This is a genomic window from Rhodopseudomonas palustris HaA2, assembly GCF_000013365.1.
Classification (GTDB): domain Bacteria; phylum Pseudomonadota; class Alphaproteobacteria; order Rhizobiales; family Xanthobacteraceae; genus Rhodopseudomonas; species Rhodopseudomonas palustris_J.
In genome coordinates, this window is record NC_007778.1 from 5,176,015 (window position 1) to 5,195,681 (window position 19,667).

Annotated in this window: 23 protein-coding genes; 3 read left to right on the plus strand and 20 right to left on the minus strand. The window is 66.0% G+C overall.

Features of this window, described 5'->3' with window-relative positions; translation table 11 throughout:
- Positions 1-215: 215 nt before the first annotated feature.
- The 10 genes from RPB_RS23050 to coxB form a co-directional block, all read right to left on the minus strand.
- Positions 216-452 carry a type II toxin-antitoxin system HicA family toxin gene (locus tag RPB_RS23050; RefSeq protein ID WP_011443444.1) on the minus strand — a complete coding sequence of 79 codons (237 nt, stop codon included), beginning with the start codon at positions 450-452 and terminating at the stop codon, positions 216-218.
- A 1-nt stretch (position 453) separates the two neighbouring features.
- A complete protein-coding gene (locus tag RPB_RS23055) occupies positions 454-684 on the minus strand; it encodes a type II toxin-antitoxin system HicB family antitoxin (protein ID WP_011443445.1) in 231 nt (76 codons plus the stop codon).
- A gap of 93 nt (positions 685-777) precedes the next feature.
- Positions 778-1,557: an SURF1 family protein gene (locus RPB_RS23060; protein WP_011443446.1), complete on the minus strand. Its 780-nt coding sequence runs from the start codon at positions 1,555-1,557 to the stop codon at positions 778-780.
- Positions 1,554-1,940, minus strand: a complete 387-nt coding sequence (locus RPB_RS23065; RefSeq protein WP_433993725.1) for a DUF983 domain-containing protein — start codon at positions 1,938-1,940, stop codon at positions 1,554-1,556. Before RPB_RS23065 ends, RPB_RS23060 begins: the two co-directional genes overlap by 4 nt.
- Positions 1,941-2,150: 210 nt before the next feature.
- Positions 2,151-3,005, minus strand: coding sequence for a cytochrome c oxidase subunit 3 (locus RPB_RS23070; RefSeq protein WP_011443448.1), 855 nt, complete (start codon positions 3,003-3,005; stop codon positions 2,151-2,153).
- Positions 3,006-3,086: 81 nt separating this feature from the next.
- The gene (locus tag RPB_RS23075) at positions 3,087-3,713 is read right to left on the minus strand and encodes a cytochrome c oxidase assembly protein (protein WP_011443449.1); all 627 of its coding nucleotides are present in this window, start codon (positions 3,711-3,713) and stop codon (positions 3,087-3,089) included.
- Between the two features lie 14 nt (positions 3,714-3,727).
- Entirely contained in the window at positions 3,728-3,886 is a 159-nt protein-coding gene (locus RPB_RS23080; RefSeq protein WP_011443450.1) for a hypothetical protein, read from the minus strand.
- Positions 3,887-3,896: 10 nt separating this feature from the next.
- Positions 3,897-4,838 (minus strand): heme o synthase, encoded by a 942-nt coding sequence (locus RPB_RS23085; protein WP_011443451.1) that lies wholly within the window; start codon positions 4,836-4,838, stop codon positions 3,897-3,899.
- A gap of 71 nt (positions 4,839-4,909) precedes the next feature.
- On the minus strand, positions 4,910-6,535 hold the full coding sequence (gene ctaD, locus RPB_RS23090; RefSeq protein WP_011443452.1) for a cytochrome c oxidase subunit I: 1,626 nt from the start codon (positions 6,533-6,535) through the stop codon (positions 4,910-4,912).
- A gap of 69 nt (positions 6,536-6,604) precedes the next feature.
- Positions 6,605-7,459 (minus strand): cytochrome c oxidase subunit II, encoded by an 855-nt coding sequence (coxB, locus tag RPB_RS23095; protein WP_011443453.1) that lies wholly within the window; start codon positions 7,457-7,459, stop codon positions 6,605-6,607.
- A gap of 423 nt (positions 7,460-7,882) precedes the next feature.
- Here coxB and RPB_RS23100 point away from each other — a divergent pair, with 423 nt between their 5' ends.
- Entirely contained in the window at positions 7,883-8,443 is a 561-nt protein-coding gene (locus tag RPB_RS23100) for an invasion associated locus B family protein (protein WP_157038889.1), read from the plus strand.
- Positions 8,444-8,702: 259 nt separating this feature from the next.
- Here RPB_RS23100 and RPB_RS23105 read toward each other — a convergent pair whose 3' ends face one another.
- On the minus strand, positions 8,703-9,128 hold the full coding sequence (locus RPB_RS23105) for an organic hydroperoxide resistance protein (protein WP_011443455.1): 426 nt from the start codon (positions 9,126-9,128) through the stop codon (positions 8,703-8,705).
- A gap of 107 nt (positions 9,129-9,235) precedes the next feature.
- On the minus strand, positions 9,236-9,709 hold the full coding sequence (locus RPB_RS23110) for a MarR family winged helix-turn-helix transcriptional regulator (protein WP_041798444.1): 474 nt from the start codon (positions 9,707-9,709) through the stop codon (positions 9,236-9,238).
- 290 nt (positions 9,710-9,999) lie between these two features.
- Here RPB_RS23110 and tldD point away from each other — a divergent pair, with 290 nt between their 5' ends.
- Together tldD and lepB are read left to right on the plus strand one after the other, a co-directional pair.
- Positions 10,000-11,427 (plus strand): metalloprotease TldD, encoded by a 1,428-nt coding sequence (tldD, locus tag RPB_RS23115; protein WP_011443457.1) that lies wholly within the window; start codon positions 10,000-10,002, stop codon positions 11,425-11,427.
- On the plus strand, positions 11,424-12,194 hold the full coding sequence (gene lepB / locus RPB_RS23120; RefSeq protein ID WP_011443458.1) for a signal peptidase I: 771 nt from the start codon (positions 11,424-11,426) through the stop codon (positions 12,192-12,194). Before tldD ends, lepB begins: the two co-directional genes overlap by 4 nt.
- A 1,150-nt stretch (positions 12,195-13,344) precedes the next feature.
- On the opposite strand, the gene RPB_RS23125 is transcribed toward lepB, so the two are convergent.
- The 8 genes from RPB_RS23125 to RPB_RS23160 form a co-directional block, all read right to left on the minus strand.
- Positions 13,345-14,097: a cytochrome c biogenesis CcdA family protein gene (locus tag RPB_RS23125; RefSeq protein WP_011443459.1), complete on the minus strand. Its 753-nt coding sequence runs from the start codon at positions 14,095-14,097 to the stop codon at positions 13,345-13,347.
- A gap of 4 nt (positions 14,098-14,101) precedes the next feature.
- A complete protein-coding gene (locus tag RPB_RS23130; RefSeq protein ID WP_011443460.1) occupies positions 14,102-14,515 on the minus strand; it encodes a thioredoxin family protein in 414 nt (137 codons plus the stop codon).
- Between the two features lie 82 nt (positions 14,516-14,597).
- Positions 14,598-15,152 (minus strand): PAN domain-containing protein, encoded by a 555-nt coding sequence (locus RPB_RS23135; RefSeq protein ID WP_041799014.1) that lies wholly within the window; start codon positions 15,150-15,152, stop codon positions 14,598-14,600.
- A gap of 137 nt (positions 15,153-15,289) precedes the next feature.
- Positions 15,290-16,660, minus strand: a complete 1,371-nt coding sequence (locus RPB_RS23140) for a glutamate--cysteine ligase (protein WP_011443462.1) — start codon at positions 16,658-16,660, stop codon at positions 15,290-15,292.
- A gap of 93 nt (positions 16,661-16,753) precedes the next feature.
- The gene (locus RPB_RS23145) at positions 16,754-17,245 is read right to left on the minus strand and encodes a MarR family winged helix-turn-helix transcriptional regulator (RefSeq protein ID WP_041798446.1); all 492 of its coding nucleotides are present in this window, start codon (positions 17,243-17,245) and stop codon (positions 16,754-16,756) included.
- Positions 17,246-17,490: 245 nt separating this feature from the next.
- Positions 17,491-18,363, minus strand: a complete 873-nt coding sequence (locus RPB_RS23150) for an MBL fold metallo-hydrolase (RefSeq protein ID WP_011443464.1) — start codon at positions 18,361-18,363, stop codon at positions 17,491-17,493.
- A 63-nt stretch (positions 18,364-18,426) separates the two neighbouring features.
- On the minus strand, positions 18,427-18,870 hold the full coding sequence (locus RPB_RS23155) for a Dps family protein (RefSeq protein ID WP_011443465.1): 444 nt from the start codon (positions 18,868-18,870) through the stop codon (positions 18,427-18,429).
- Between the two features lie 76 nt (positions 18,871-18,946).
- Positions 18,947-19,588: a peroxiredoxin gene (locus RPB_RS23160; RefSeq protein WP_011443466.1), complete on the minus strand. Its 642-nt coding sequence runs from the start codon at positions 19,586-19,588 to the stop codon at positions 18,947-18,949.
- Positions 19,589-19,667: the final 79 nt, after the last annotated feature.

Here is a 19,667-nt window from a genome sequence, read left to right on the forward strand (position 1 = left end):
ATCCTCCAAAGGCCTAGGCCGCGGCCAAGCCTTTGATAGCGAATACTATTCGTCTCACGACGGGTGAAATCCCGGGCACCATAGAGGGTTTTCCCGCGCAGGGGAAACCGCCCCTGACGAAAACGCGCCCCCGCGCGACATCCGGTCGTCCCGCGGGACACCGCCGCCGCAAGCCGCATCCGATGCACCATGGGCATCAATGGGTCGAAGCAGTTTCAAAGAAGTTCGCTGAACTCGTCCACCGTCAGGCCGGTCTGCCGAATGATCGCACGAAGAGTGCCAGGCTTCAGGTCTCGTCCGGCATGAACGGGAACGGTGACCGTTCGCGCCGGGTCCCCAGGATAAACAAGAACATGATGACTGCCGACAATCCGATCGACGACGAAACCCGTTCTCATAAGCGCCTGAATCACACGCCTGCCGTTGATGATCGGCAGCCGTCCGCCGCCCATGTCAGGCGGCCACCGTCACGTGGCGAATTTCGGGATGAGCATCGGACGGAGGCGCCATGCCGTTTTCCCGCCGATAGGCGAGAATGGCACGGATCGCCTCCTCGACATTGGCCAGCGCTTCCTGCTCGGTGTCGCCCTCGGTCACGACCTCGGGCAGCGCCGGGACGAGCACGGTGAAACCGCCGCCCTCCTGGGGCTCGAGAATGACGGAATAGCTGTAGCTGACGGCCATGAGGTCGCTCCTGGACGAGCAAGGATTGAATGGGACCGGTGCTTTCGGTCGATCCTACACGACGTCCGGGAGTCCGGCCAAGCCCGCCCGACGTCAACCGACAGCAGCGGCGGCGCGCCGCTGCCCCCACAGCCAGACCCCGAACGCCACCGTCACCGCCAACGCCAGGCCGAACCAGGTGATCGCATATTGCATGTGCTGGTCGCGCAGATGGACGCCGAGCGGGCCGGGCTTGGGCAGGCCGTTCGGCGGCACCGGTTTCTCCAGGTCGATATAGAACGGCGCGAGGCCGGCGTCCGCCGCCCAGCCGAGCCGCTCCGCCATCGCCGCCACGTCGCGGGTGAACCACAGCCGCTTCGCGGCGTCCGGATCGGGCGTCAGCGCCCCGGCGCCCTCCGGGAACCGCAGATAGCCGGTGAGCGTCACCGGCTGCCCGGTGACCAGCGGCGTCACCACGCGGTCCTCGTAAGCGCGGTCCTGCATCGTATTCGGGACGAAGCCGGCATTGACGACGACGGTCTCGCCGCCGGGCAGCCGCGCCGGCAGGAACGCCCAGGTGCCCGGCCCGGAAATATCGCCGCGCACCGCCGAGCCCGACGAATACACCATCGCGTCCGGTTGCTGCGCGTAGGTCGCGGTGAAGCCGACGCGGCGGAATTCGTCGGCGGCGGGCGTCAGCGACGGCCATTGCGCCACCGGCGGCAGTGCCACCGGGGCTTGCGCGAGCCGCTCGGTCAGCGCCGCGATCAGCGCATGCTTCGCGGTGCGGCGCTGCAATTGCCAGACCCCGAGCGACAGCAGCACCGCGACGATCGACAGCGCGATCAGGCTCATCCCGGCGATGCCGCGCCGGCGCGCAGGCGACGCCGTCATGTCGGGTCGCGCTCCGTCAATCGGCCTTCCTGCGCCTTGTGATGGAACTGCAGCGCGATCAGCAGCGATTTCATCGAGCGCAGCGGCAGCAGCGTGGTGGCGAGCACCAGCGGCCCCCACAGCGCGGCGTGCACCCAGAACGGCGGCTGATACTTGACTTCGACCACCAGCGCGCAGCCGACCACGATGGCGCCGCCGATCAGGATCATGAACACCGCCGCGCCGTCGCCGACATCGATGAAGGCGTAGTCGAGGTCGCAGACCTCGCAACGCGGCCGCAATGTCAGGAAGCCCGCGTACAGTTTGCCCTCACCACAGCGCGGACAGCGGCAGGCCACGCCGCGCCAGACGGTTTGGCCGAGAGTAACGGGCGGCTTATCCATTTGCTTCGTCATTGCGAGGAGCGAAGCGACGAAGCAATCCAGAGGCCACCATCCGCGGCTCTGAATTGCTTCGCGGAGCTTGTCATCGGGCCGGCCAAAGGCCGGACCCGTTGGCTCGCAATGACGGAGTGTTGCTGGCGCATCATCGTTAAGCCTCGAAAGCAAAAGGCGGCCGCTCGGGCCGCCCTTTGTAGCACATCCGTGTCGGCGTCAGTGCGCGCCGGCCATGGTCGAGGCGCCGTGGCCCCAGACGTAGATGCAGACGAACAGGAACAGCCAGACCACGTCGACGAAGTGCCAGTACCAGGCGGCGAATTCGAAGCCGAGATGCTGGGTGGGCGTGAAGTGGCCCTTGTAGACGCGGATCAGGCAGACCAGCAGGAAGATGGTGCCGACCAGCACGTGGAAGCCGTGGAAGCCGGTCGCCATGAAGAACGTCGCGCCGTAGACGTTGCCGGCGAACGAGAACGCCGCATGGCTGTACTCGTAGACCTGCACGCAGCTGAAGGCGGCGCCCAGCAGCACGGTCAGGATCAGCGCCTGCTTGACGCCCTTGCGGTCATTGTGCAGCAGCGCGTGGTGCGCCCAGGTCACCGTCGTACCCGAGGTCAGCAAGATCAGCGTGTTGAGCAGTGGCAGGTGCCAGGGATCGAAGGTCTCGATGCCCTTCGGCGGCCAGACGCCGCCGAACAGCGCCTCGCGGGTGGCGTGCACCGGATCGCCGGGAAACAGCGCCGCATTGAAGTAGGCCCAGAACCAGGCGACGAAGAACATCACCTCCGAGGCGATGAACAGGATCATGCCGTAGCGATGGCTGATCTGCACGACGCGGGTGTGGTCGCCCTTGAATTCGGCCTCGCGGATGACGTCGCTCCACCAGCTCGCCATGGTGTAGAGCACGCCGATGGTGCCGACGCCGAACAGGATCGGCGCGCCCTGGAACATGTTGTGCATCCAGGCGACCGCGCCCAGCGCCATGACGAAGGCCGACACCGAGCCTACGAACGGCCACGGACTCGGATCGACGAGATGGTAGTCGTGGTGTTTCGCGTGTGCCGTGGCCATTGTGGTGCTCTCCATGGGCAGTGCCGGTTCGGTCTCCGCCGAGTCCAGTCCGGCAGTCGTCGTGCAGCGTTTCCGTGTCGTTTATAAATTGCCCTTGCGCTTGTCGGGCGCGGTCGAAGCCAGCGGCTTCGGCGCCGGCTCGCGCACGGGATAGAACGTGTAGGACAGCGTGATGGTCTTGACGGCGTCGTTCTCGCTGTCGGCGGCGAACGACGGATCGACGTAGAACACCACCGGCATCTCGCGGGTCTCGCCGGCGGCGAGCGTCTGCTCGGTGAAGCAGAAGCAGTTGATCTTGGTGAAGTAGGAGCCGACCGTGAGCGGCGTGACGTTGTAGGCCGCCTGCCCGGTGGTGGCGTGTTTCGCCGTATTGGTGACGCTGTAATACGCGGTGAAGACCTGGCCGATCGCCACCTCGATCTCGCGCTGCTCCGGCTCGAAGGTCCACGGCAGCCCGTTGATATTGGAATCGAACCGCACCGCGACCTTGCGGGCCAGCGGCGCCGACGACGGCGCGACGCCGGCCACTTGCGTGGTGCCGTTGAACCCGGTGGTGCGGCAGAACCAGTTGTAGAACGGCACCGCCGCGAACGACGCGCCGACCATCAGCGCCACCACCAGACCGCAGATCGACGCAACCGTCGCATCGCGCCCGAGACCGCGGCGACGGATCGGGTTCGGCGAAACGTTGGGCTGCGTATCCGGCATCGCTGGCTCGCTCCTCACATCGGCCGTTGCAGCACGATCGGCCCCTTGACCATCGTCACCGCGAAGAACAGCGCCACCAGCACGGCGAGCGCCAAGGCGATCGCGATCGATCGTTCGCGCTGGCGCTTCTTCTGCGCCTCGGTGAGCACGATGCCGGGTCTCTGCTGGTCCATCCGGACCTCCTCAGGCGAACAATCGCCACACCGCCTTCGCCACCACCTCGAGCAACAGGATCGAGAACAGCGCGAACAGATACAGGATCGAGAACTTGAACAGATTGCGCGTCGCCCGCAGCGCGGCGCTGCCGGTGCGATGGCGATAGACCCGCAGCGCGAGCACCAGCATCCAGCCGCCGAGCGCCAGCGACGCCACGCCGTAGATCGCGCTGAAATAGCCGAGCGGCCAGGGCGCCGCCGCGACCGCGACCAGCACGATGGTGTAGAGCAGGATCTGCAGCCTTGTGTGATCCTGACCGGCGACCACCGGCAGCATCGGCACGCCGGCGCGGGCGTAGTCGTCATTGCGGAACAGCGCCAGCGCCCAGAAATGCGGCGGCGTCCAGAAGAAGATGATGGCGAACAACAGCAGCGGCTCCACCGCCAGCGAGCCGGTGACCGCGGCCCACGCCACCACCGGCGGCAGCGCGCCGGCGGCGCCGCCGATCACGATGTTCTGCGCGGTCGAGCGCTTCAGCCACATCGTATAGATCACCACGTAGAAGAAGATGGTGAAGGCGAGCAACGCGCCGGCGACCCAGTTGACCAGGATGCCGAGCGTCATCACCGAGAAGAACGACAGCGTGATGCCGAAGGTCAGCGCTTCCGGCCGGGTGACGCGGCCGCGCGGGATCGGCCGGTTGGCGGTGCGCGTCATCTGGCCGTCGATGTCGTCCTCGTACCACATGTTCAGTGCGCCGGCCGCGCCGCCGCCGACCGCGATGCACAGCATCGCGGTGATCGCCAGCACCGGGTGAAAGTCGCCCGGCGCCAGCAGCATGCCGACCAGCGCGGTGAACACCACCAGCGACATCACCCGCGGCTTGAGCAGCGCGATGTAGTCGGCGACGCCGGCCTCGGAAATGCGGGGCGCGACGAGATCGATCTGGTTGGTGTCTATGACCGACAATTCGGAACCTCTGTCTCTCTATACGCATCCGCCGACGGACGACCCGCGACGGATGCTCTCGATCGAACGCCTCAGCGGACCTGCGGCAGCACTTCGAACTGATGGAACGGCGGCGGCGACGACAGCGTCCATTCCAGCGTGGTGGCGCCGGCGCCCCACGGATTGTCGGCGGCCTTCTCCTTGCGGATGAAGGCCAGCGCCATGCCGAACAGGAAGATCAGCACGGCGAAGCCGGAGATGTAGGAGCCGATCGACGACACCAGGTTCCAGCCGGCGAACGCGTCCGGATAGTCGACGTAGCGCCGCGGCATGCCGGACAGGCCGAGGAAGTGCTGCGGGAAGAACACCATGTTGACGCCGATGAACGTCACCCAGAAATGCAGCTTGCCGATGGTCTCCGAGTACATGTAGCCGAACATCTTCGGGAACCAGTAGTACCAGCCGGCGAAGATCCCGAACACGGCGCCGAGCGATAGCACGTAGTGGAAGTGCGCGACGACGTAATAGGTGTCCTGCAGCACGCGGTCGACGCCGGCATTGGCCAGCACCACGCCGGTGACGCCGCCGACGGTGAACAGGAAGATGAAGCCGACGGCCCACAACATCGGCGTCTTGAACTCGATCGAGCCGCCCCACATCGTGGCGATCCAGGAGAAGATCTTCACCCCGGTCGGCACCGCGATCACCATCGTGGCGGCGACGAAATAGGCCTGCGTCGTGCTCGACATCCCGACCGTGTACATGTGGTGCGCCCACACCACGAAGCCGATCACGCCGATCGCCACCATCGCATAGGCCATGCCGAGATAGCCGAACACCGGCTTCTTCGAGAAGGTCGAGACGATCTGGCTGACCATGCCGAACGCCGGCAGGATCAGGATGTAGACTTCGGGATGACCGAAGAACCAGAACAGATGCTGGAACAGCAACGGATCGCCGCCGCCTTCGGCGGAGAAGAAGGTGGTGCCGAAATTGCGGTCGGTCAGCAGCATGGTGATGGCGCCGGCGAGCACCGGCAGCGACAGCAGCAGCAGGAACACGGTGACCAGGATCGACCACACGAACAGCGGCATCTTGTGCAGCGTCATGCCGGGCGCGCGCATGTTGAAGATCGTGGTGATGAAGTTGATGGCGCCGAGGATCGAGGAGGCGCCGGCCAGATGCAGCGCCAGGATGGCGAAATCGACGGCGGGGCCGGGATGCCCCGAGGTCGACAGCGGCGCGTACATCGTCCAGCCCGCGCCGACGCCGTTCGACGACGGCTCGCCCTCGACGAAGGTCGAGATCAGCAACAGCGCGAACGCCGCCGGCAGCAGCCAGAACGAGATGTTGTTCATCCGCGGGAACGCCATGTCGGGCGCGCCGATCATCAGCGGCACGAACCAGTTGCCGAACCCGCCGATCATCGCCGGCATCACCATGAAGAAGATCATGATCAGGCCGTGCGAGGTAACGAACACGTTGTAGGTGTGGCTCTCGTGGAAGATCTGCACGCCGGGGTACATCAGCTCGATCCGGATCGCGATCGACATCGCACCGCCGATAATCCCCGCGACGATCGCGAAGATCAGATACATCGTGCCGATGTCCTTGTGATTGGTCGAGTAGACGTAGCGCCGCCACCCGGTCGGATGCGCATGGGCGTGATCGTCGTGCGCGTGATCGGAATGAGCAACCCTTGCAGCTTCCATCGTCATGTTCAGATCCTGACTTGAAACCTTCGAACCTTGCGGTCCCCGTTCAGACGTAGCGCGCGCCGTGACCGATCACTGCGCGGCGGCGCCCACCGAGGCGTAGGACTTGCCGCCGCGGGAGGCGACCTGCTGCTGCTTCTTCCAGGCGTCGTATTCCTGGTCGCTGACGACGCGGACGACGATGGGCATGAAAGCGTGGTCCTTGCCGCAAAGTTCCGAGCACTGGCCGTAGTAACGGCCTTCCTTGGTGGCCCTGAACCAGGTCTCGTTGAGGCGGCCGGGAATGGCGTCGATCTTGACGCCGAAGGACGGGATCGCCCAGGAGTGGATCACGTCGGCGGCGGTGGTCTGGATCCGCACCACCTTGTTGACCGGGACGACCGTTTCGTTGTCGACCGCGAGCAGCCGCGGCGGCACCGGATTCATTTTCGAACGTTCTTCGTCCGTCAGCATGATCGAGGTGAACTCGATCTTGTCGTCGGGATAATTGTAGGTCCAGTTCCACTGATTGCCGGTCGCCTTGATGGTGACATCGGCCTTCGGAATATCGAGCTGGAAGAACAGCAGGCGGAACGACGGCACCGCGACCGCGACCAGGATCAGCACCGGGACGATGGTCCAGGCGACCTCGATCAGCGTGTGGTGCGTGGTCTTCGACGGCACCGGGTTGGCCTTGGCGTTGAACTTCACCACCACGATCACCAGCAGCGCCAGCACGAACAGCGTGATCGCGGTGATCAGCCAGAGCAGGAAGCTGTGGAACCAGACGATGTTTTCCATCACCGGGGTCGCGGCCTTCTGAAGCTGCATCTCCCACGGCGCGGGCTGGCCTTCGACCGCGTGAGCGGCGCCGCCGACGCCGAGCGCGGCTGCCAGAATTCCACTGCAAAGCAAATGCCGGCCAATTCGGCCCATCGACATCGTCATGCCGCCTTCGCTCCCCTATGTCTTTTCCGGACCTGCCGCTTGGTTGCGCAGTGCCCTTTCATCCTCGAGGGTGTGCGACGCTATGCCCCCTTAAGAATGCTTCTCATTCCTTTCCTCAAACCACAATTCGCATGCAGCCGCAATGCAGTATTGTACTTTCGCCGCAGCCTCGCGGAGGTTTGTCCGCAGCCCGGAAAGCGTTACCTTCTAGGCGCAAGCTGCTGTGCCCAACTGTCGCTCAATTGGTGCTCGAGTATGTGAACTGAGCTTGACAGTTGCCCCCGCCGATGTAGGCACAGCGCTCGAACTTCACGGGACCCTGATTCGCTGGCGTGCGAGGCCGCCTTTATGGTGCCGTCATTGCCGGATCAGTCGGGGGCCCGCGACCTCTTCCAACCTTTTGCTGCCTTGAAAGCGATCCCGATGGCCCCAGCCGAACGTTCGCCGATGCTCGTCTCATGCCGCCGCCTTGCGCTGGGCAGCAGCGCGCGGCGCGTGATGGCCGGCGCCGTGGCGATCGCTTTGGCGCTCGGATACAGCGGTCGCGCCGATGCGCAGGGCGCGGTGCGCACGGTGCATGGCGACTGGCAGATCCGTTGCGATACGCCGCCGGGCGCCAAGGCCGAGCAATGCGCGTTGATCCAGAGCGTGGTCGCCGAAGACCGCTCCAATGCCGGCCTCACGGTGATCATCCTCAAAACCGCGGATCAGAAGAGCAAGCTGATGCGCGTGGTGGCGCCGCTCGGCGTGCTGCTGCCGTCGGGCCTCGGGCTGAAGCTCGACAATGTCGATGTCGGCCGCGCCGGCTTCGTCCGCTGCCTGCCGAACGGCTGCGTCGCCGAAGTGGTGATGGACGACAAGCTGCTCGGCCAGCTCCGCACCGCCAAGACCGCGACCTTCATCATCTTCGAGACCCCCGAAGAAGGCATCGGCTTCCCGCTCAGCCTCAATGGCCTCGGCGAAGGCTACGACAAGCTGCCATAGGGCGGCACGCGATTCGGCAGAGCCACGGCCGACGAGGCCGCTCCGACGGCGAGGGCTCCCGTTGCGTCATGCGACGTCGCCGATGAGGCAAGGTGTTTCCTCACATTCACCGTCATGGCCGGGCTCGACCCGGCCATCCACGGCCACAAGCACGTCCTCGCCTCAAATCGTGGATGCCCGGGTCAAGCCCGGGCACGACGAACTTTTGGGGAAGCGGGACCTGAGTCCGTCCGCCGCCGGAATGCGGCCGCGCAGCCGATCACACCAGCGTCAGCGTGACGTCGATATTGCCGCGGGTGGCGTTGGAATACGGGCAGACGGCATGCGCGGCGTCGACCAGGGTCTGCGCCTGGGCGCGATCCATGCCGGGCAGGCTGATCTTCAGCTCGGCCTCGATGCCGAAGCCGGTCGCGCTCGGGCCGATGCCGACCGTGCCGGTGACGCTGACATCCTTGGGGATCGGCAGCTTGTCGCGCCCGGCGACGAACTTCATCGCGCCGAGGAAGCAGGCCGAATAGCCGACCGCGAATAATTGCTCCGGATTGGTGCCGGCGCCGCCGGGGCCGCCGAGCTCCTTCGGCGTGGTCAGCGCCAGATCGAGCTGGCCGTCGCTGCTGACGCCGCGCCCGTCGCGGCCTCCGGTGGCGGTGGCAGTGGCACGGTAGAGAACTTTGTCGACCGACATGTCAGTTTCCTTTTGCTGGGATGATAGTTGGTGGATTCAATCGCCCGCATGAAGATCGCGCGCGATATGATTGACGGTCGAATGGACGCTGACCGGGCCGACCGCCATCACGCCGCCTCGAACAGCTTGCTGCGGACCTTCTTCAGCTTGTCGCGCAGCTCGACGATCTCCTCGACCGAGCCGCCCATCGCGGCGCCGAGGCAGTCCGGCACGTGCCTGACCTGCTGACGCAGCGCCCGCCCCTCGTCGGTGAGCGACACGATCACCTGCCGCTCGTCCTCCGCCGATCGCCGCCGCCGGATCAGGCCGCGCGCCTCCAGCCGCTTCAGCAGCGGCGTCAGCGTGGTGGTTTCGAGATAAAGCTGATCGCAGATCTCCGAGACGTTGACCTGATCCTTCTCCCACAGCACCAGCATCACCAGATACTGCGGATAGGTCAGATCGAACGCGCGCAGCAGCGACCGATACACCTTGTTGACCCCGAGCAGCGTCGAATACAGCGCAAAGCACAGCTGGGTCTCCAGCTTCAGCTTGTCGGCCGGGCGCAGCGGGCGGGCGGTGGATGGTGCGGACGATTTCATGACCGTCGATTTATATTGCGCACGATATATTGTCAAGCGACTGTTCGGGGGACGCGTGCACGCAGGACGCGTCATTGCGAGGAGCGAAGCGACGAAGCAATCCAGAAGCGTCCTGCCCGGCAACTGGATTGCTTCGCTTCGCTCGCAATGACGGCGGCGGGATGGATGAACAAATCGTCACCTGACTTCGACTTCAGCTCGGCTGATGATGCGCGCTCTTCCCGCCAGCCCCTCGCAGAAGGGCTGCGAAGCGCCTATCTTGAGCGTCGAACCGAAGGGAACCCCGCCTCATGACCAGCCTCGCCCAGACCTCCCTGCTCGACCGCGCCAATCTCGATCGTGACGACGTCCGCCGCGAGATCGCGCGGGGGCTGCAGGGGGCCGATGATGGCGAGCTGTTTCTCGAATACAGCCAGACCGAGGCGCTGGCGTTCGACAATGGCCGGCTGAAGCAGGCGACCTACGACACCGCGCAGGGGTTTGGTTTACGCGCCGTTAAGGACGACGCGGTCGGCTACGCGCATTCCTCCGACGTGTCGCTGCCGGCGCTGATCCGCGCCGCGGACGCGGTGGCGGCGGTGCGCGGCGACTACAGCGGCGTGCTTTCGGCGGCGCCGACCCACACCAATGTCCGGCTCTATGGCGACGACAATCCGCTCGACGCGCCGGGCTTCGAGGCCAAGGTCAAGCTGCTCGCCGAGATCGACGCCTATGTGCGCGACAAGGATTCGCGCGTGCGGCAGGTGTCGGTGTCGGTCGGCGCGACCTGGCAGGTGGTCGAGATCCTGCGCCCCGACGGCGAGAGCTATCGCGACATCCGCCCGCTGGTGCGGGTCAACGTCTCGGTGGTCGCCGGCCAGGGTGACCGGCAGGAGAGCGGCTCCAAGGGTTATGGCGGCCGCGAGCCCTATGCGCGCTTCATCGAGACCAAGGCCTGGCGCGAGGCCGCCGACGGCGCGCTGCGCGAGGCGATGGTCAATCTGGAATCGGTGCCGGCGCCGGCCGGCGAAATGGAGGTGGTGCTCGGCCCCGGCTGGCCGGGCGTGATGCTGCACGAGGCGGTCGGCCACGGCCTCGAAGGCGATTTCAACCGCAAGAAGACGTCGGCCTTTGCCGGCCTGCTCGGCCAGCAGGTCGCCGCCAAGGGCGTCACCGTGGTCGACGACGGCACCATCTCGGCGCGGCGCGGCTCGCTGTCGATCGACGACGAGGGCACGCCGACCAGCCGCACCGTGCTGATCGAGGACGGCATCCTCACCGGCTACATGCAGGACCGCCAGAACGCCCGGCTGATGGGCATGAAGCCGACCGGCAACGGCCGCCGGCAGAGCTACGCCCACGTGCCGATGCCGCGGATGACCAACACCTACATGCTGGCCGGTGGCCACGATCCGGCCGAGATCCTCGCCTCTGTGAAGAACGGCATCTATGCGGTGAATTTCGGCGGCGGTCAGGTCGACATCACCTCCGGAAAATACGTGTTCCAGTGCACCGAGGCCTACAAGATCGAAAACGGCAAGGTCGGCGCGCCGCTCAAGGGCGCGATGCTGATCGGCAACGGACCGACTGATTTGCACCGCATTTCCATGATCGGAAACGACCTGCAGCTCGACGACGGCATCGGCACCTGCGGCAAGAACGGCCAGGGCGTGCCGGTGGGTGTCGGTCAACCGACGCTGCGGATGGATCGGATCACGGTCGGAGGCACCGGCGGATGAACGGCAAGGCAGGCATGGTCGCCGGGACGGTGCGGCGCTGGGGCGCCCAACTCGGGCAATTGGCGGCGGTGGTGGCGATCGTGCTGGCCGGCAAGGCCGCGCTGGCAGAGCCGTTCTACGTGCCGTCCGGCTCGATGGAGCCGACGCTGCTGATCGGCGACGCGCTGCTCGCCTCGAAATTTCCTTACGGCTACTCGACCGCGTCGCTGCCGATCCACGTGGCGTTTCCCGAGACCGGCCGGGTGTTCGGCGCCACGCCGCATCGCGGCGACGTCGTGGTGTTTCGCTGGCCCGGCGACCGCTCGCAGGTCTGGGTCAAGCGCGTGATCGGCCTGCCCGGCGACCGGATCGAACTGACCGGCGGCGTGGTCAGCATCAACGGCGTCGCCGCCACGGTGAAAGCCGACGGCGTCGGCCGCGCCGAGGACGAAGACGGCGCTTACGAGACCGCCGCGAAATATATCGAGACCCTGCCCGACGGCGTCTCGCATCCGATCTTCAAGCTGTACGACCATGGCCGGCTCAACAACACGCCGGAGATCATTGTGCCGCCTGGACATCTGTTCGTGATGGGCGACAACCGCGACAATTCATCGGACAGCCGCGTGCCGGTGCGCCAGGGCGGCGTCGGGCTGTTGCCGATGGACAATCTGGTCGGCCGCGTCGACGCCATCGTCGGCTCGTGGAATCCCGGCGTGCGCAAGGAGCCCGTCACCAACTGGCTGTCCGGCTTCCGCATCGCCCGGTTCTTCACCGCGGTGCATTGAGCGATCGGCTCCGAGCACATCGGCAAAGTCCGTCATGCTGAGCGCGCCGCGCTCCACCTCTCGTTCGCCATGGGGCTTTCCGGGTGATCCTCCGTCTCGTGTCCCGCACGCGGAGCAGCGCGCAGCGCTGCGCCGCAGATGCGGGACCCCGGTTTCTTCTCGAGACGTCGCAAGTGTTGTGAGCCCGCGAACCGGGATTCCGGCTCTGCGCAGCGGCACGCCGTGCCGCAGCGCGGCCGGGACACGAGACAAATCATCCCTTGACAATAATCCTATTGTGATTATAATCCGCACCGTCCTGTCCGTGAGGGGCGCTTCGCGAGGCGTCGGATAGCGGGACAGATCGACGGGCCGGGCAACCGGTCCGGAACGATGGCCCGGCGAAGCTGACACTGGTCAGCGAAGTCGGGTGGACGCGGCGTCCTGCGCGCTGTGCCTCGCAAGCACGCGTCCGGGAGGCAGAGGTCACCGTCCGCCGCTACTACGAGCGGCTGCCGCTTTCGTGGCTGGACGGGCGCAGCAAGGCCGGGGAGATCCCGCTCCGCTGTGTTCCCGGAAGAACGGTCCCGATGCCCAAAACCGCCGCGGTGGGCGCGCCGACGAGGCGTTGCGCGATGGTCCGCAAAGCCATCGCGAAAACTCACCACCTTCGCGCCGACCGGCGCGCCCCCACCCCTCGCTGTGAAGCGACGGGTGCAAAGCTCGGGCTCGATGGAGCCGCGAGAGCGAATGGACGTGGCTGTTTGACAGGGCTCTTTGAAATTCGAATCTGTCGCGGCGTGCAGGTTCTCGACTTGCACTCCGTCATCCTGAGGCGCGAGCGCAGCGAGCCTCGAAGGATGCGCCGCAAGGCACCGGCTGTGCGCATCTCCGCATCCTTCGAGGCTCGCCCTGCGGGCGAGCACCTCAGGATGACGGCGCCGAGATGGTCGCGACGCTCGTCCCATTCTCAGCCGTCATCGTCCGGCTCGACCGGACGACCCAGTATCCCGGAGCGTTTGTTAGTTCGTCGTGCGCTCACCACGCACGCTCTGCAATACTGGATCCTCCGCTTTCGCGGAGGATGACGGCAAATTGTGTGGCATCGCGCATCACCACGCACGCCCGTCATGCGCGGGCTCGGCCCTACGCAATCGTCGATCCCGGCCGGCTAGAACGCCGTCGTCAGATTCGTCAGCCATTGCGGCGAGGCGGCGACCAGGGCGGCTTCGATCGTCTTGTCGAGGCCGGAGAGGATCGCGACGCCGATCGTGACGAAGGCGATCCCGAGCAGCAGCTTGCCGAGCTTGCCGGCCGACAGCAGCCGGCTTCGGATCGCCATCAGCGTCGTGCGCGAGACCCAGCCGAGCGCGACCAGCGGCAGCGCCGCGCCGATCCCGAACACCGCCATGGTCAGCGCCACGGTCGGCAGATCGCGGCCCTGCGATGCCAGCAGCGACGCCGCACCCAAGGTCGGGCCGACGCAGGGCGACCACACCGCGCCGAGCAGCAGCCCGATCCCGAACTGTCCGGCGAGCCCCGAGCCTTGCATCCAGCCTTGCATCCCGCCTTGCATCCCGCCTTGCATCCCGCCGAAATACTGATCGGCCATGCCCGACAGCGGACTGCCGGCGGCGGCGAGCCGCGCCTGCGCCGCCGGCACCAGCAGCACGGCGCCGAGCGCGATCATGATCACCGCAGCGGCGGTGCGGAACACGCCGCCGTCCAGACCGACGCTGAAACCGACGGTCGCCACCAACAGCCCGATCAGCGTGAACGACAGCGCAAGGCCGGCGGCCAGCGCCAATGGACCGTGACGGTGCTGTGCCACCGCAGCGCCGAGCACGATCGGCACCAGCGGCAGCACGCACGGCGACAGGATCGACAGCAGGCCGGCCAGGAAGGCCAGTGCCAGCGCGGTCACGGCCTTACAGCGCCTTACCGAGCAGGGTCGCGATCGAGGCTTCCTTGGTGTCGCCGACCGAGCGGCCCTGCTCGGCGGTGCCCTTGAACACGATCAGGGTCGACTGCATGTTGGCGCCGAACTCCTTCACGACCGGCTTCTGGCCGTCGAAATCGACCCGGAAGATCTTCAGCTTGGCGAATTTCGGATCGCCCGCGAGGCGGTCGATGATCGGGGTCTGCGCCTTGCAGGTCGGGCACCAGTCGGCATGGATCGCGATCAGGATCGGCGCGCCGGCCGCCTGAGCCGCCTTGAAGGCGGACGGCGTGTAGGGCGTGACCGGATTGGCGAAGGCCGATGCCAGCGGCATCATCGCCGTCAGCGCAGTGGCGAGAACGGCGCGGGTGAACGTCTTTCGGGTCAGTTGGGCCTGAAACATGTCGAAATCCCTCTGCTGGCGATGCGCTGCACCGGTTCTCCCGGTGGCGCGTGCCTGAGTTACGAGAGGGTTCCGGCGAACGTTACCTGACCACGCCGGAAAAAAACCCGGGCTTGCGCTGCGGCGGTTTGACCTGGCTTTTCAGAAAGCAACGGGCGTTGCGGCCGACATAGCCCGGCCGCGCATAGGTCCAGGCGCGGCATTTGTTGTCCTGCTCGCAGGCGGCCTTGCAGGCTTCGTCGCCTTCGTTGTGCTTCAACTCGAAATTGCGGTAGTCGCCGCCGAAGCGGTCGATCGACGCTTCGATCGCGCCGGTGCGCGGCTCGAGAACGCCGGCGCCGCGCACGCCCGACACGCAGCAATTGTTCGGCGTACGCTGTGGTACGCTGCCCTTCAGCCAGCAGACCGCACCGTCCTCGGGCGCCTGCGGATAGGCGAAGGTCCAGGACCGGCAGCGGCGGTCGCGCTCGCACATCAGCGCGCAGTCGGCGGGATCGTTGCTCGCCACCGGCGCGCGCAGATAATCGGCGCCAGGCCGGTCGAAATTGGCCTGCGCCTGCGCCACGCGCGGCGCCAGCACCGCCGCAGCGACGGCAAGCACGAGTATCCACGCCCTGAGCGGGCCGCCTCGCCGCATCCACACCCGCTTTCGAAATAGGCCCGTGTCCCGCCGATCGGTGCACCAGAATATGGAGCCGGACCGCCGCACCAAAACGGCATCTGACGGTCGTCTACCTGTACGGGCGATGAACGGCGTTCCCTCGCCGGTCGGGTTCAGAACGCGTATTCGTCGTAGGCCGGCTCCACCGAGCCCTGCCAGGCGCCGTTGAATTTCTCCAGCATCTCTTCGGCCGGGGTGCGGCCGGAGGCGAGGATGTCCTCGAGCGGCGCGAGATACCGCGATTCGTCGTTGCCGAACGAATCGATCCGGCCGCGGCGCCTCAGGCCCGCATGGGCCAGCACCAGGCATTCCTTGGCGATCTCGAACAGAAATCGGTTGCGGATCTTGGCCTTGAAGCCGAGCCGGGGGACGTCGTCGCGCAGCGCCTGCCGCTCCCAGGCGTCCCAGCCTTTGACGATCTCCCAGGCGGCGTCGAGGCTCTGGTCGTCGTACAAGAGGCCGACCCAGAACGCCGGCAACGCCGGCAGCCGGCCCCACGGCACGCCGTCGGCGCCACGCATTTCGAGGTAACGCTTCAGCCGCACTTCGGGGAAGATCGTCGACAGATGGTTGGCCCAGTCCGACAGCGTCGGTCGCTCGCCCGGCATCTTGTCGTTTCGGCCGTCGAAGAAATCGCGGAACGACGAGCCGGAGACGTCGATGTAATCATCGCCGCGCTTGACGAAATACATCGGCACGTCGAGCGCGTAGTCGACCCAGCGCTCGAACCCCATGCCGTCCTCGAACGCCCACGGGATCATGCCGGAGCGGGCGTTGTCGGTGTCGCGCCAGATTTCGGAACGGAACGACAAGAAGCCGTTCGGCTTGCCTTCGGTGAACGGCGAGTTGGCGAACAGAGCGGTCGCGACCGGCTGCAGCGCCACCGAAACCCGCAGCTTCTTGACCATGTCGGCTTCGGACGAGAAGTCCAAATTGGTCTGCACCGTGCAGGTCCGATACATCATGTCGAGGCCGTAGCGGCCGACCTTCGGCATGTAGTTGGTCATGATCTTGTAGCGGCCCTTCGGCATCACCGGAATGTCGTCGCGCGACCACGACGGCGTCATGCCGAGGCCGAGGAAGCCGATGCCGAGCGGGGCTGCGATCTCGCGCACCTGCGCCAGATGCGCCATCAGCTCGGAATGGGTCTGGTGCACATTGTCGACCGGCGCGCCGGACAATTCGAACTGTCCGCCGGGCTCGAGCGAAATCGCGCCGCCGCCGGTGACGTCGTGCAGCCCGATGATGTGCGGGCCTTCCATGATCGGTTCCCAGCCGAGCAGGATCTTCATGCCCTCGAGCAGCGCGCCGATGCCGCGCGCGCCGTCGTAAGGTACCGGGTGATGGCCCTCGAGCGTGAACGGCGTCTTCTCGTGTTCGGTGCCGATGCGGAATTCCGACGGCGGTTTGACGCCCGCTTCGATCCACGCGACCAGTTCGTCGCGCGAGTTCAGCGGCGTCATATCGATCTGGTCACGCGCCATGAGAATTCCGGATGCAGCGCGCGGGGATCGTCTGCGCAAGGTGGCGGGGGTCGCGGCAGACGACAGCCGCAAGCGAGAGGGACGTTTTGTGTATCATCGCGACGACGCGGTGTCTCGCGCAGCCGGCGTGGCTGCGGCTCCGTCGCACGAGCAGCCCAGCCGGTCGAGCAGCCCGCACAACCGCAGCGCGTCGGCATCCGACAATTTCGAGCCGACGTGTTTTTCGATCGCGGCGGAATAGGCGGCCCACATTTTCTTCTGCAACTCGCGTCCGGCTTCGGTGATTTCCACGAACTGGCCGCGCTTGTCCATCTTGCATTCGCGCCGCGCCGCCAGCCCCTCGTCGACCAGCCGGTCGATCAGGCGCGAGGTCGAATATTGCGGGATCAGCATCTGTTTCTCGAGCTCGACCGGACGCATCTCGCCGGCCGGCGCGCGCGACAACTCGAGCAGCGCGTCGTACCAGGCGAGCGGCGGGAAGCCGGCCTTCTTCAATTCCAGTTCGACCGCGTCCAATACCCGGCTGCGGACCCGCATCAGGCGGACCCAGGCCGCGGTCGCTTCGGTCGACGGCTTGCGTTTCATCGCTCCATCCATCGTGCGCGCGAACTCTAGCGCAGGGCCTGCAAATGCGGCAATCGCGAGTCTTCCATGCACTCGCATTTAATGCCCCCGGCTCGGAAAGCCAAGATCGCAGCGTCAGAAAGCGCCTTTGGTCCCGAGATCGGATGACGGAGCGGATCGGAATCCGGATCGGCGACCGCCGGGGAGCCGCGCCGCGGCCCGGAAGACGCCGATGCAACGACCGGCGCCTTCCGCAATCCGGGCGATCAACGCGGCTCGAAATAGTCCAGCGGAATCTTCAAATAAGAGCGCCCGTCGGCTTCCGGCTCCGGCTTGCGGCCGCCGCGGATGTTGATTTGCAGCGCTGCGAGCATCAGTTTCGGCAGCGGCAGAGACGCGTCGCGCCGGTCGCGGGCGGCGCAGAACTCGGCTTCGCTGCGACCGCCGGCAAGATGGATGTTGCGCGCCTTGTGTTCGGCGACCGTCGCCATGCACTGCGCGTCGCGCCCCTCGGGCGCATAGTCGTGGCCGACGTAAAGCCGGGTGTCGTCGGGGAGCGACAGGATCCGCTGCAGGCTGGCATACAGCTGCTTCGACGAGCCGCCGGGAAAATCGGCGCGGCTGGTGCCGCTGTCCGGCATCATCAGCGTATCATGGACGAAGGCGGCATCGCCGGCCACATAGGTGACCGACGCCAATGTGTGTCCAGGCGAAAACATCACCCGCACCGGAATGTCGCCGACCATGAAGATGTCGCCGTCGGCGAACAGCCGGTCCCATTGGCGGCCGTCGGTCGGAAACGACTCCGGCAGATGATAGATCTTCTGCCACAGCTTCTGCACCTCGGTGACGCGCTCGCCGATCCCGGTCGGCGCCTTCAGCCGTTCGGACAGGAGCGGCGCCGCCGAGAAATGATCGGCATGCGGATGCGTGTCGAGGATCCAGACGACGTCGATTCCGGCCTCCCGCACATAGGCGACGATCTCGTCGACACTGCGGGTGAATGTGGCACCGGCTTTCGGGTCGTAGTTCCACACCGGATCGACCACCGCGCCCCGCATCGTCTGCGGATCATGAAATACGTATTGCCAGCTTCCAGTCGCCTCGTCCCAGAACGGCTTCACGATCGGCTTGGTCATCGGTCGGTCCTCCTCTGCATCGGTAAACCGCGGCGCCCCCTTCGGAAGACGCCGCAGCAATCGTCAGGCGCGGGCTGCCTTCATCATCCAGAGCTGCTTCTGATGCCAGGCCGTGCGATCACTCAACAATCCCACCGTCGGCTCGTCCCCATCCTGCTGCGCCGAGGCGATTGCGCGGCGCAGTTCCTCGATCAGCGCCTCGTGGCCCGCCATCAACGCGCCGACCATGGCTTCGGCAGATTGCGCCGGCGCCGGCGACGCGCCCGCCAGTCCGGTCAGTTCGGCCAGCGAGCCGGGTGCATGAGCGCCGAGACTGCGGATTCGTTCCGCGATGTCGTCGAGCGCGTTCCAGAGGTCGTTGTATTGCTCTTCGAACGCGGCGTGCAGGCGGCGGAATTCCGGCCCGACGACATTCCAGTGATAGCCGTGGGTTTGCACATAGAGGCCGAAGGTCCGGCCGAGGACGCGGGAGAGTGCATCGGTCGTGGTCTGCGCAGCATTGGTCATGGCTTGATCCTCCGTGATGATCAGACGAATGAGTTGAAGGAAGAGCTCCGGCGCGCGCCGGAGCTTGCGCGCAGCCTCAGAGAGCGCGGGTCGAGTAGTACCAGTCGACCGTGTCGTAGCCCTCACCGGCGCGGGCGAGCGCAGCGGCCGCTGTCGCCGGGGGCGGCACGATCACCGCATCGCCCGGCTGCCAGCTCTCCGGCATCGCGCACTTGTTGGCGTCGGCCGTCTGCAGCGCCACCAGCAGCCGATAGATCTCGTCGACCGAACGGCCGGCGATCATCGGGTAGTAGACCATCGCGCGCAGCTTGCCTTCGGGATCGATCAGGAACGTCGCGCGCACCGCCGACGTGTCGGACGCACCCGGCTGGATCATGCCGTACGCCCTGGCCACGGTCATGCTGAGGTCGGCGATGATCGGAAATCTGATCTCGACCCCGAACTTCTCCTTGATGTTCAGCATCCAGGCGATGTGCGAATAGTGACTGTCGATCGACAGGCCGAGCAGCTCGGCACCACGCGCCGCAAAGGCGTCGTGCTTTTTGGCGAAGGCGATGAATTCGGTGGTGCAGACCGGGGTGAAATCCGCCGGATGCGAGAACAGGATCAGCCACTTGCCGGCGTAATCGGCCAGCGTCTTGGGGCCATGGGTGGTCGGTGCATTGAATGCGGGCGCGGGGGCGTTGAGTTGGGGGGCAGGCGTGGCGAAATCGGTCATTGCAGTCTCCTGGTGATCGGGATGTCCCGAGCACCTCGGATGTATGCGAGGCTGACTGATTGGAGAAATTGATTATATT

What these genes read in the sequence shown, in the direction of transcription:
- RPB_RS23050 (WP_011443444.1), bottom strand. Translation starts at nt 452, where the DNA reads ATGGGCGGCGGACGGCTGCCGATCATCAACGGCAGGCGTGTGATTCAG.
- RPB_RS23145 (WP_041798446.1), bottom strand. Translation starts at nt 17,245, where the DNA reads ATGAAACGCAAGCCGTCGACCGAAGCGACCGCGGCCTGGGTCCGCCTG.
- ctaD (WP_011443452.1), bottom strand. Translation starts at nt 6,535, where the DNA reads ATGACGATGGAAGCTGCAAGGGTTGCTCATTCCGATCACGCGCACGAC.
- RPB_RS23155 (WP_011443465.1), bottom strand. Translation starts at nt 18,870, where the DNA reads ATGACCAATGCTGCGCAGACCACGACCGATGCACTCTCCCGCGTCCTC.
- RPB_RS23070 (WP_011443448.1), bottom strand. Translation starts at nt 3,005, where the DNA reads ATGGCCACGGCACACGCGAAACACCACGACTACCATCTCGTCGATCCG.
- RPB_RS23105 (WP_011443455.1), bottom strand. Translation starts at nt 9,128, where the DNA reads ATGTCGGTCGACAAAGTTCTCTACCGTGCCACTGCCACCGCCACCGGA.
- RPB_RS23080 (WP_011443450.1), bottom strand. Translation starts at nt 3,886, where the DNA reads ATGGACCAGCAGAGACCCGGCATCGTGCTCACCGAGGCGCAGAAGAAG.
- RPB_RS23075 (WP_011443449.1), bottom strand. Translation starts at nt 3,713, where the DNA reads ATGCCGGATACGCAGCCCAACGTTTCGCCGAACCCGATCCGTCGCCGC.
- lepB (WP_011443458.1), top strand. Translation starts at nt 11,424, where the DNA reads ATGAACGGCAAGGCAGGCATGGTCGCCGGGACGGTGCGGCGCTGGGGC.
- RPB_RS23135 (WP_041799014.1), bottom strand. Translation starts at nt 15,152, where the DNA reads ATGCGGCGAGGCGGCCCGCTCAGGGCGTGGATACTCGTGCTTGCCGTC.
- RPB_RS23065 (WP_433993725.1), bottom strand. Translation starts at nt 1,940, where the DNA reads ATGGATAAGCCGCCCGTTACTCTCGGCCAAACCGTCTGGCGCGGCGTG.
- RPB_RS23110 (WP_041798444.1), bottom strand. Translation starts at nt 9,709, where the DNA reads ATGAAATCGTCCGCACCATCCACCGCCCGCCCGCTGCGCCCGGCCGAC.
- RPB_RS23140 (WP_011443462.1), bottom strand. Translation starts at nt 16,660, where the DNA reads ATGGCGCGTGACCAGATCGATATGACGCCGCTGAACTCGCGCGACGAA.
- RPB_RS23100 (WP_157038889.1), top strand. Translation starts at nt 7,883, where the DNA reads ATGGCCCCAGCCGAACGTTCGCCGATGCTCGTCTCATGCCGCCGCCTT.
- RPB_RS23055 (WP_011443445.1), bottom strand. Translation starts at nt 684, where the DNA reads ATGGCCGTCAGCTACAGCTATTCCGTCATTCTCGAGCCCCAGGAGGGC.
- RPB_RS23150 (WP_011443464.1), bottom strand. Translation starts at nt 18,363, where the DNA reads ATGACCAAGCCGATCGTGAAGCCGTTCTGGGACGAGGCGACTGGAAGC.
- RPB_RS23130 (WP_011443460.1), bottom strand. Translation starts at nt 14,515, where the DNA reads ATGTTTCAGGCCCAACTGACCCGAAAGACGTTCACCCGCGCCGTTCTC.
- coxB (WP_011443453.1), bottom strand. Translation starts at nt 7,459, where the DNA reads ATGACGATGTCGATGGGCCGAATTGGCCGGCATTTGCTTTGCAGTGGA.
- RPB_RS23060 (WP_011443446.1), bottom strand. Translation starts at nt 1,557, where the DNA reads ATGACGGCGTCGCCTGCGCGCCGGCGCGGCATCGCCGGGATGAGCCTG.
- tldD (WP_011443457.1), top strand. Translation starts at nt 10,000, where the DNA reads ATGACCAGCCTCGCCCAGACCTCCCTGCTCGACCGCGCCAATCTCGAT.
- RPB_RS23160 (WP_011443466.1), bottom strand. Translation starts at nt 19,588, where the DNA reads ATGACCGATTTCGCCACGCCTGCCCCCCAACTCAACGCCCCCGCGCCC.